At 43.3% G+C, this 10,082-nt stretch carries 12 protein-coding genes; 4 read left to right on the top strand and 8 right to left on the bottom strand.

What is annotated here, in order from left to right; genetic code table 11:
* From B2089_RS10020 to B2089_RS10035, 4 genes are all read right to left on the bottom strand, one after another.
* Window positions 1-702, bottom strand: a 702-nt coding sequence (locus tag B2089_RS10020) for a FliG C-terminal domain-containing protein (RefSeq protein WP_296687118.1), incomplete at its 3' end; no start/stop codon positions are given.
* A gap of 85 nt (window positions 703-787) precedes the next feature.
* The gene (locus B2089_RS10025; protein WP_296687121.1) at window positions 788-1,600 is read right to left on the bottom strand and encodes a FliG C-terminal domain-containing protein; all 813 of its coding nucleotides are present in this window, start codon (window positions 1,598-1,600) and stop codon (window positions 788-790) included.
* 244 nt (window positions 1,601-1,844) lie between these two features.
* Entirely contained in the window at window positions 1,845-2,579 is a 735-nt protein-coding gene (locus tag B2089_RS10030; protein WP_296687124.1) for a hypothetical protein, read from the bottom strand.
* Window positions 2,580-2,633: 54 nt separating this feature from the next.
* A complete protein-coding gene (locus B2089_RS10035; protein WP_296687127.1) occupies window positions 2,634-3,638 on the bottom strand; it encodes a helix-turn-helix transcriptional regulator in 1,005 nt (334 codons plus the stop codon).
* Between the two features lie 105 nt (window positions 3,639-3,743).
* Here B2089_RS10035 and B2089_RS10040 point away from each other — a divergent pair, with 105 nt between their 5' ends.
* Window positions 3,744-4,025, top strand: coding sequence for a hypothetical protein (locus tag B2089_RS10040; protein ID WP_296687130.1), 282 nt, complete (start codon window positions 3,744-3,746; stop codon window positions 4,023-4,025).
* Between the two features lie 193 nt (window positions 4,026-4,218).
* On the opposite strand, the gene B2089_RS10045 is transcribed toward B2089_RS10040, so the two are convergent.
* Entirely contained in the window at window positions 4,219-5,106 is an 888-nt protein-coding gene (locus tag B2089_RS10045) for an ABC transporter permease (protein WP_296320887.1), read from the bottom strand.
* A gap of 143 nt (window positions 5,107-5,249) precedes the next feature.
* Between B2089_RS10045 and B2089_RS10050 the strand changes: the two genes are divergently transcribed.
* Both B2089_RS10050 and B2089_RS10055 read left to right on the top strand, forming a co-directional pair.
* Entirely contained in the window at window positions 5,250-5,516 is a 267-nt protein-coding gene (locus B2089_RS10050) for a type II toxin-antitoxin system Phd/YefM family antitoxin (RefSeq protein ID WP_296320882.1), read from the top strand.
* 25 nt (window positions 5,517-5,541) lie between these two features.
* Window positions 5,542-5,970 (top strand): type II toxin-antitoxin system VapC family toxin, encoded by a 429-nt coding sequence (locus B2089_RS10055; protein ID WP_296320878.1) that lies wholly within the window; start codon window positions 5,542-5,544, stop codon window positions 5,968-5,970.
* 31 nt (window positions 5,971-6,001) lie between these two features.
* Here B2089_RS10055 and B2089_RS10060 read toward each other — a convergent pair whose 3' ends face one another.
* The 3 genes from B2089_RS10060 to B2089_RS10070 all read right to left on the bottom strand — a co-directional run bounded on the left by B2089_RS10060 (window position 6,002) and on the right by B2089_RS10070 (window position 8,406).
* A complete protein-coding gene (locus B2089_RS10060) occupies window positions 6,002-7,198 on the bottom strand; it encodes an ABC transporter ATP-binding protein (RefSeq protein WP_296320875.1) in 1,197 nt (398 codons plus the stop codon).
* An 87-nt stretch (window positions 7,199-7,285) separates the two neighbouring features.
* Window positions 7,286-7,642: a branched-chain amino acid transporter permease gene (locus B2089_RS10065; protein ID WP_296320872.1), complete on the bottom strand. Its 357-nt coding sequence runs from the start codon at window positions 7,640-7,642 to the stop codon at window positions 7,286-7,288.
* Entirely contained in the window at window positions 7,639-8,406 is a 768-nt protein-coding gene (locus B2089_RS10070; protein ID WP_296320869.1) for an AzlC family ABC transporter permease, read from the bottom strand. Before B2089_RS10070 ends, B2089_RS10065 begins: the two co-directional genes overlap by 4 nt.
* A gap of 156 nt (window positions 8,407-8,562) precedes the next feature.
* Here B2089_RS10070 and B2089_RS10075 point away from each other — a divergent pair.
* Window positions 8,563-10,082, top strand: a 1,520-nt coding sequence (locus B2089_RS10075) for a methyl-accepting chemotaxis protein (protein WP_296687138.1), incomplete at its 3' end; no start/stop codon positions are given.

A 10,082-nucleotide genomic window follows, 5' to 3' on the forward strand; every position in this document is an offset into this window, starting at 1 on the left:
TTCAACCTCGCCCGATTTTTCCAATTCATGCACGGCTTCGATGATTTTCCGCTGCGCCGCGTAAGAATCCAACAAACTGACCTCGCCTCTGAATTCCATATCCTCTTTCAGCATTTGCGCCGCTCGCTTTGACATATTGAAAAAGAATTTGTTTTGGACTTCCACACTTGCCGATTTCAGGGCATCAATCAGGTCTACCGTGTTGATTTTTGTCAGCAATTTCTGAATCGCACGGTCGGAAAGGCGCGGAATGTCGTCAAAGGCAAAATCCCTGTACGCAGACGGCGGAAAAGAAACGAACACGAGCAAAATTTCAAGGCGAACAGAATCTTTGTCTAGTTCTGGCACAGGATTTTCCGCATCCCAGTTCCAGTCGTGCAAAAAAGCGTTCGTCGTTGCGCAAAATTCTATTTTCTCCTCGCTTTCCGAATCCAGCAAATCGCTCATAACTTTCGCCGTGACCGAATGATTTTCCGAAAAACGCTCAGAGTTCAAATCCGCAAAGACGATAAGCGGTTCAGTCTGTTTACCGACAAAAATTTTCCCCGTTGCTTTCGGAACGAAGAAGTCTGGCGCGTTCGCATAGATTTTTTCAGTCTGCTCCATCGCAAGCCGAAGTTCATTTTGTTTTTGGGCGAAGAAATTGTCGATGATGTCGATTTCCTCAACCTGCTTGTCGGTCAGAGAGATGATTTTTTCCATAATTACCCCCTTGCGAGCCTTTCCGCCTCGCTTGCATAAGATGATAGCAGACGAGACTTGCATGGAGTGAGGGTGTGAAAAAAAATTATGGAGAAAAAAGAAAATTGCTTACTTCGTCAGCGACACACACTAGGGGAATATAAACCTGACATTGTTTTTGCAAATACTCGAAAGCATTTAGGATATGTCGTTGTTTGATACGGATTTCTGCTTTCGTGGCAGGCACGGTTTCAACATCCTCTTGCAAGATTTCAGAAGACATTTTGCTCATATTGTAGAAAAATTTTCCCCTCACGCGCACATCTGAAAGTTTCAGAGCCTTGCTCAAATCCAATGGGTCGATTTCATTCAAAACTTTTTTTATCGCGGAATCAGCCAGCATGTAAACATCTTTGAATCTGAAATTTCTGAAAATACTTCTCTTAAACTGTGGCAAAGACTGTAAATCATCGCCGTCTTTTTCATAAAGTTGAATATCAATCTGTTCTATATGATTTTCATCGAGCATCGCATAAAATCTTTCTTTCATTTCGTCCAGACTCACTTTTGTTTGAATACAAAAAATTCCTTCAAGGGAAATATACAAGGTTGTCTTTTCTGTTTCGCTTAGCGAAGCGAGTTCGATTCGCTTTTCGATGACACGACTGATAAAAAATGCGGAATTTTCATCGCAGAGCATTTTCAGCATTTCAAACAAAATCCGATTTTCAGAATCGTTGAAAATCTTGCGTGAGTTTTCAAAATTTACGCAACGATTTTTCAGCGAGAGTTTATTTCTGATAACTTCCAGTACATTTTCCTCTTTGATCTTTTCAGAAAGATTAAAAAAGAATTTCATAGTATCGAGCCAATGCCTGACAGATTCAGAATCTTTCGGTAAATCGAGAATTTCATTCATATTTTCGCCCCCACTTGCATAAAATGATAACAGACGAGACTTGCACGGAATGCGAGCGAGAGGATTTTCTCAATTTAGACTTTCCGCAGAATGAGTAAATGAGTTTTGAGGAATTTTGGCTTTCCGCATAATGAGGAATTGTGTTTTTGAGATTTTCAGGCTTCCTTATTTTGCGGAAATGTGTTTTGGAAGAAAAATGCCTTTCCGAAAAATGAGGAAATGCAAATGTGGGATTGGGGGATGCTTATTTTGAATTTTTTACTTCAAAAAGTAACGGAATATGGTCGCTTTTACCGCTTAATTCTTCAAAAGTTCCTTTTCTCAATAATGATATATCTAAATCTCGTCCAAAACAAATATCATTAAAATATTCTTTATTGGTTGTTGCTTTATATGTTACTATCTCGTTAGAAATTTTTTCAGCAATAGTGAAATTGTATTCCTCTAAGAATTTTCCAAAAGATTCTTCTACAGATTTAGCATCTCTTCCAAAATTAAAATCCCCGATAAGAATACTTTTTTCGAGATGTTTAGTTGCATTATAAAAAGCAAGTGCTTCTTTTACATTGTTTTCATAAAAATAGTAAGCATCTTTTTCATATTCTTTATTTTGGGGTTTTGCTTTTGTCCAAACATTATAAAGTATAAAATCTAAATTTTCTTTTGCATTTTTTATGCGATATGGAACAACATAGCGAAATTTAGGATTATGAAAAAATTCTTCTCTTTCTGTAAAGTAGCGCTCATCTGAAAAAATCGCTGTTCCTCTCATAAACCAATCTATATCATCACCATACCAAGCCGCATAATTCCAGATGTTTCCACGCGCAATATCAACTTGTTTTTTTGAGCATTCTTGAATTACATATAATTCTGCTTGATATTTTTTCTTTAACCATTTTATTTTTTCTTTCCATAAATCAATTTCTTCATCTTTATCATATCTAGGTCCTAAACAATTCCATGTACAAATCTTCATTTTTTCAAAATCTCCTCTTTCATTTATTCTATCACAATTTTCATCTTTCCGTTCTCACCTTCCCATTTTCTCCGCCATTCCCCGCACCTGTTCCCGCCACAAATCCACGAGTTCCGTTGGGGCGAGCGGTGTCATCCACTTTCCTTGACTCATCACCCAGTTCAGCACGGGATAAAGCTGGTTGCTTGTGAAAGTCATGAGCGTGCTTCCGTCGGTCTGCGGCTCGAAACGCTGGTCGTCCGCCCATTGGTAGGTGCGCACCCAGTTCAGCGTGATGGGGCTTTCGATTTTGATTTTGAACTCGTAGGTTTTGCGAGCGATGTAGCGACCGAAATTGCCGACCGCCCGCTTTGTGTACTCAAAATCTTCTGAAAGCGTAAAACTTTCTTTGTGCAGGCGGACATTGTTGATGAGCGGCAGGTTGTAAAATCTGATTTCGCCCGATTTCGTTTCCTTGCCGTAGAGCGTCCACATTCCGTTTGAGAAAAGCAGCTGCCATGGCTCGGCGGTGATTTGCTTCGGCTCGCCTCCGTCAAAATAGGCGTAGTCAAAGGTGATGTAGCGGTTTTGGGCGAGCGCGTTTTCAAGGCTTGCCCACACTTCGTCGGAAATCGGCACGGGATTCATTCCCAAAAAGATGATGCGGTTTGACAACCGCTTGGCAAGTCCGCTTTCGGTGTTGTCGTCGATGTCGGTGGCGAGCGTGGCGAACACTTCCACCGCCTGCGCGTAAATCGGCGTTCCGCGCAGCGTTTCAAGCAGATTCGACATAAGCCTTGCGGCGACAATTTCTTTTTCGGTGGAAAGATTCGCAGGGATGCGGAAAGTGGGGTGCGTGTAAAAATAGCCTTTTTTGAATCGGTCGTACTCAATCGGAGCGTTAAAGTCGTTCCGCAGCCGCTCAATGTCGCGCAGAATGGTCGCCTCTGAGACTTCAAAGCGTTTCATCAAGAACGGCACATTGGGATAAGTTCCCGAAGCAATCAGCCTGTCGATTTCAAATCCGCGCCAGATATTCACTTGCGGCTCGCGTTTTTTGTGTTTGCTTTTTGTTGCCATTTTTCACCTCGCTTTCGTGTTTCTTATATTATACCACGAGACTTGCATAGAATGACAGTGTGATTTTTTCGTGCAAAATTTCAAATTCTCTCTTATACTGACTTTATGTGCAAAAAATGCGGAAAATCTATCACTCAAGTCTCAATTAGTCGCTCATCGACCTGTGAATTTTGCGGGGCGGATTTACATTCTTGCGTAAACTGCAAATTTTATTCGCCAGGAAGTCACTACGACTGCCACGAGACGATAGACGAACTCGTAAAAGACAAAGAAAAAGCGAATTTCTGCGATTATTTTTCGGTTGCGAAGATTGACGGCGGGGTGGGTGGCTCAGCGCAAAGCAAATCTGACCAAGCGAAAGCGGCATTTTCGGCGTTGTTTGGTTGAAAGCGAGCGCGTTAGGAATACGGAAGGCGGCGCAGCCGTTCCGAAGTGGCGGTGGTTGAGTAGCGCAGCGTATCGAAACCATCAGAGCGTAGGAATGAAGCGTAAGCGGAACCAAACGAGCACGACAACGAGGGTGCTCGTGAGTAGCCCGACCCGAAGGGGAACGCCCTGTTAAAGATTCTTTCTTTGTCTCCTATTCCTTTTTCATCTTTTTGAGGCTGGCTTCTTTTTTGTCAGAAGAAATCATCAGCAAAATCGCCGCCATTGAAACCACCGTGAGCACCACGCTGAATGCAGAGGCAAGTGGCAGGTTTCGCGCTTTTTGAATCTGATCCATGATGATATTGCCCAGCATGTAGCTTTCGGTGGAGCCGATAATCTGGGGAACGGTGTAATTTCCGAAAATCGGAATGAATGTGAAAATGAGCGCGCTGATTATGCCTGACTTGATTCCTGGAATCATCACGCGGAAAATTGAGCCTGCCTTTGTGGCTCCCAAATCCCGTGCTGCTTCAAGCAAAGTGAAGTCGAAGCGGTCAACCGAAGTGAAAATCGGCAGGATTGCGTAAGGCAGGTACATGTAAATGCTTACGAGAATGACCGCGCCCTTTGTGAACATGAATTTGTGGGGAACGAAAACGCCGTCGGAATTTCTGGTCACGAAAAAGCAAAATTTTGCAAAAATCTCGCAGAGACCGTTGAGCGCGCCGTTTTCGCCCAAAATAGTCATCCAGGCGAAAATTCGAATCAATGAGTTGGTGAGAAATGGCACGATGACCAGAATCAAAAGTGCTGTCTGATGTCGGCTCCGGGCAATGGCATATCCGCAGGGAAGGGCAATCAGAATCGAAACGAAGGTTGCTACAAGAGTCATCCAGAGAGTGCGCAAAAAAATCTTGGCGTAAGCGGCAGAAAACATCTGCCTGTAAGCGTCAAGGGAGAACTGGTGAATGACTCCGCCGAACATGTCGCGCTTCATGAAGGAATAAGCGACGATAATCGCCAGCGGCACGACGAAAAAGAGGGAGAACCAAAGCCCCATTGGGTAAGAATAAAACGGACCAGGATTTGATTTTTTCATTATGAGAAATATATCACATCACGCAAAAAGAAGATAGTTGCCGACGAAAAGTTTAAAAATAAGCGAGTATTCTAGCCAACATTTTTAAAGTTGACTAAGATGAAATTTCATGCTACAGTGGATTTGTCACTTTAGGAGGTTTTATGTGCAGGACATCTATTTATGAGGCTCGCAATAATTTCTCGGCCTTGGTAAAACTCGCAGAAGAAGGCGAGGTTGTCGAGCTCACTCGTTACGACAAGCCTGTCGCTGTAATAATCAGCTATGCAGAATATGAAAATAATTCTTCAAATAAAGAATCCTGGCTTTTCAAATGGCGAAAAGACCATAAAGACGAGCTTGATGATTTAGGATTTGATTTCACTCCATCACGGGAATGTCCGGATTATTCAAAAGATCCGTGGGCATAAAAGCCGTCAGCAAAAGGAGATTTTCATGAAAGCGATATATCTTTTAGATACGAATATTGTATCGGAATTTATAAAAAAGCAGCCGGATGAACAGGTTCTTGCCTTCTATGAAGCAAGAAAGAATTTCTGTGCGATTTCCGCAGTCACATGGCAGGAACTGACCAGAGGGGTAAAACGGATGCCGGAAGGAAGGCGTAAGGGAACTGTACAAAACTTTATAGAAAATTTTGGTGAAAACACCGAAATCATTCCCTACAACAAATTTTCGGCTTCCATCTGCGGGGAAATTCAAGCGGCGGCCGAGCATGAGGGTAAAACTCTTCCCAGCTACGACTCCCAGATTGCGGCCACGGCGATTTCAAACGGAATGGTTTTAGTCACCCACAACACCGAAGATTTCAAGCTTATGAAAGAAAAGAATTTTCTCCGTCTTGAAGACTGGTTCGCCGCGTAAAAGGATTTGCTCAGGAAGGGCTGAGCCTTACCTATTTTTCAATATCTTCCACGATGTAGCCGTCTTCTGCCGACCATGAAATATAGACTGTGTCTTTCCATTGGATTTCGGGGCCGTCGTCCAGATAGTTCTGGTGCTGCTTGAAGACTTTGACGATTGTGCCTGTCTTTTCCAGTTTGACATAGAATTTTGACTGGAATCCTGTGTAGACCGGCTCCTCAACGATTCCCTTGAAGACATTGATGTCCTTGCGGCCTTTTACATCCGGCTCTTCCAAAGTGATTCGGATTTTTTCGGGGCGAACGGTGAAAGCGACGCGTTGCCCTTCGTCGGTGTGCTCGTAATCGGTGACGAGAATGTTTTTGTCTTCTTCTTTGGTGGCCTGAGTGTCGCCTTTAAGCTGAGCCTGAAGTCCCAGAGCGGGAACATTAAGGGTGACCATGTGCTCGATGTCGGCCTTGCCTTCCACCTTGTAGCTCTCGCAGTTTACGACGCTGGCTTCAAAAAGATTTGTCTCGCCGATGAACTGGGCCACGAACTGAGTGGCCGGGCTTTCGTAAATTTCGTAAGGGGTTCCCACCTGCAGGACATGGCCGTGATTCATGACGGCGATTCTGTCTGAGACGGCAAGGGCCTCGCTCTGGTCGTGGGTGACGAAAATAAAGGTGATGCCGATTTTGTCGTGGAGGCGGTCAAGCTCAACCAGCAGGTTTGAGCGCAATTTTGCGTCAAGGGCAGAAAGAGGCTCGTCCAAAAGAAGGACTTTCGGCTCGTTAATCAAAGCGCGGGCGATTGCGACACGCTGCCTCTGACCGCCAGAAAGCTGGTTCGGCTTTTTGTAGATATGCTCGTCCAGCTCAACCAAGTGAACATACTGGCGGACTTTTTCGTCAATTTCGTTTTTGGGAAGTTTTTTGAGTCGAAGGGGAAAAGCCACATTCTCGTAGACGCTCAAATGAGGAAAAAGCGCGTAATTCTGGAAGACCGTGTTTGAGAGCCGCTTGTTTGGCGGAAGCTCGGTGACATCAATATCGTCGAAGAGAATTTCGCCCTCGTCAGGGAATTCAAATCCCGCGAGGATACGGAGCAAAGTCGTCTTTCCGCAGCCGGACGGCCCTAAAAGCGTGAAGAATTCGCCTTGTTTAATAGTAAAATCGATATTGTCCAGCGCGACAAAATCCCCGAACTGTTTGTGAACACCACTGATTGTGACCTGACTTCCTTTCATATTGATAAAATAGTTTTTATAGGCAATCTTTTCAATAGTTTTTGAAAAATAATCAGATTTTTTTATTTTGCTAAATACTGAATAGGATTAGAAAAAATAATTAAGAATCATGTAGAGAATTGTGCCGCCAAAAATACTGAGCATGGCATTGTTCTTCCAGAGATGAAGCACTACGGTAAGAAGTGAAGCCACGATGGCGCAAATGACCGAGGAAATTTCTGTGGTAAAATTTGAGCTTTTGAAAATCAAATCCGTTGTTCTTTCTTTAAAGCAGACTAGAAAAAGAACCGCAATCGAAAGGGCAGGGATGAATTTTTCGATAAAAGAGAAGAATGCTGGCGACTTGCGATTTGAAAAAATCACGAAGGGCAAAAAACGGAGAAGGAGCATCATGAGTCCGATGGCAAGGGTTGCGATTAAAGCTTCTGTCGATGTCAGTTTCATTTTTCGCCCCCTTCAGATTTTTTTGATTTTGCGGATTTGCCCCGGAGCAAAATCATTACGACGATTCCAAGACAAAGACCTGTGAGAATTAAATGCTGGCTTGGCAGAATGATTTTTCCGTTGATTTTGATGTAAGAAAGGGCTGTGGCAAGGCATGCTGCTAGAATTCCCACAAGTGAGGGCAGAAAATCCTTGCTGGCTTTGATTTGGTTTATCATAAGGACGATGAAGAGGGCTGTGAGGGCAAAATCCACGCCGTTTAAGTAGCCGTCTGGAATGAAATTTCCGATGATGGCTCCGATTAAAGTTCCCAAGACCCAGTATGAATAGTCAAAAATTGAAATTACGGCCAGATATGCACCCTTGTCTGCATCGCGGGGAATGTTGCATGAAGAAATCAAGGCGAAGGTTTCGTCGGTGATTGTGAAAATGAGGGGAAATTTCCATTTTCCTGTGTTGCGGTAAGTTTCCAAAAGTGAGAGTGAATAGAAGATATGGCGCAAACCAATGAAGAATTCAATGCTCACGAAGGTGAGCAGGCTTGCCCAAAAACTTGAAGCGTTTGCAAATCCAGAAGAGAAAAGCGCGATTCCGATATACTGACCTGTCCCCGAATATATAAGAAGGCTCATGACCACGGCAAGCCACCAGGGAAAGCCAGCGTTCACGACCATGAGACCAAAGGGAATACCAATTGCGATATAGCCGAAGAAGACAGGCGCTGTGAGTTTGACGGCTCTCCTGAAATTAGAAGAATCAAGCATGATTAGAATTTACCATTAAAAAGGAAAATTCACAATCTATTTTGATTGTTTGCATAGGCTAAAATAGAATTTGACAATTTAAATATTTTTGGCGATAATTACTTAGCAATTTTCTTAAAAAAGTCTAAAAACCTGCATATATCTAGAGGAGTCAAAATGAAAAGCTTAAAACTTTCTACAAAAATCAGCATTCTTGCAGCTGTTGCGATTATCGTTGCCTCTGCTGCCGTTGGAACAGTTGCATCTAGAATCACAGGAAGCGAAGTTGAAGCTATGGTTCTTGAAAATCTTGTGACCACGGAAACGGGCGTTATGGACACGCTTGATCAATGGCGTCTTCAGCTTGAGTATTCTACCCTCGTTCTTGCTGATAAAACTCGTCTTGCCACTGCTCTTGCAAACGATGACTGGGAGACGGCAAATTCCCTCACAGTCGAGCAAAAAAAGGTTCTTGATATTGACTTACTTCTCGCTACTGATGAATCTGGAAGAGTCGTTGGCGGAAACGCGAAATTCGGTACGGATCTTTCAAAATCCCATGCGGTAAGGAATGCATTGATCGGTAAAAAAGAATATGCTTATGAATCTACCGACATTTATCCTTATAGTTTGGTTTACGCTTATCCGATTAAAAGCGGAAGCCGTGTCGTCGGAACTGTTGTAGGAACTTACAGTATGGTTGACCCAGAATTCGTCGATCAGATTAAAAACACTTACATCGTTGAGTGTACGATGTTCGAGGGAAATATTCGGGCTTCTACAACGCTGGGTGCAAACCTTGTTGGAACAAAACTTGACAATCAAAGCATCGTTAATAAAGTTCTTGCAAATGGCGAGCGATACGAAGGTGAAAATGTAATCAATGGTAAAAAATACCTCTCTATTTACGCACCAGTCCGCGATGAGAGCGGTGATATTTCAGGAATGTTGTTTGTCGCAAAGTCAGCGGATGTCATCACGAGTGTTATGCGTCAGATTATAGTGATTATTATTCCTATTATCATTGGTATGGTCATTCTGCTTGTCATTGTGTCAACGATTTTCCTTCGCATACTTCTTAAACCTCTCAATGGCGTAAAAGTCACCCTTAACGATATTTCTTCAGGTGATGCGGATCTTACAAAACGAATTGACCTTAAATCTCAGGATGAAATCGGCGATGTTGTCAAAGGATTCAACAAATTTGCCGAAAAATTACAGGCAATCATCGGTGATGTTAAATACTCAAAAGATGAATTGCTTGAAGCTGGCGAGAATCTTTCCGGGGCAACTCAGGACACGGCTTCGTCTATCACAGAGATTATTGCAAACATCGAATCAATGAAGCATCAGATTGACGCTCAGAATCAATCGGTCTCACAGACGGCAGGCGCAGTCAACGAGATTGCTTCAAATATCGAATCCCTTGAGCGCATGATTGAAAGCCAGTCAAGCGGAGTCACACAGGCTTCTGCCGCAGTCGAGCAGATGATTGGAAATATCTCTTCTGTAAACGGCTCAATGGAAAAAATGGCAGGCTCTTTCAATGAGCTTCGGGCAAATTCTCAGACTGGTATTTCAAAACAGAAGGCTGTCAACGACCGAATCACTGAAATCGAGGCTCAGTCTCAGATGTTGCAGGAAGCAAATGTGGCAATTGCATCTATCGCAAGCCAGACAAACTTGCTGGCTATGAA

Source organism: Treponema sp. UBA3813, from assembly GCA_002368605.1.
Taxonomy (GTDB): domain Bacteria; phylum Spirochaetota; class Spirochaetia; order Treponematales; family Treponemataceae; genus Treponema_D.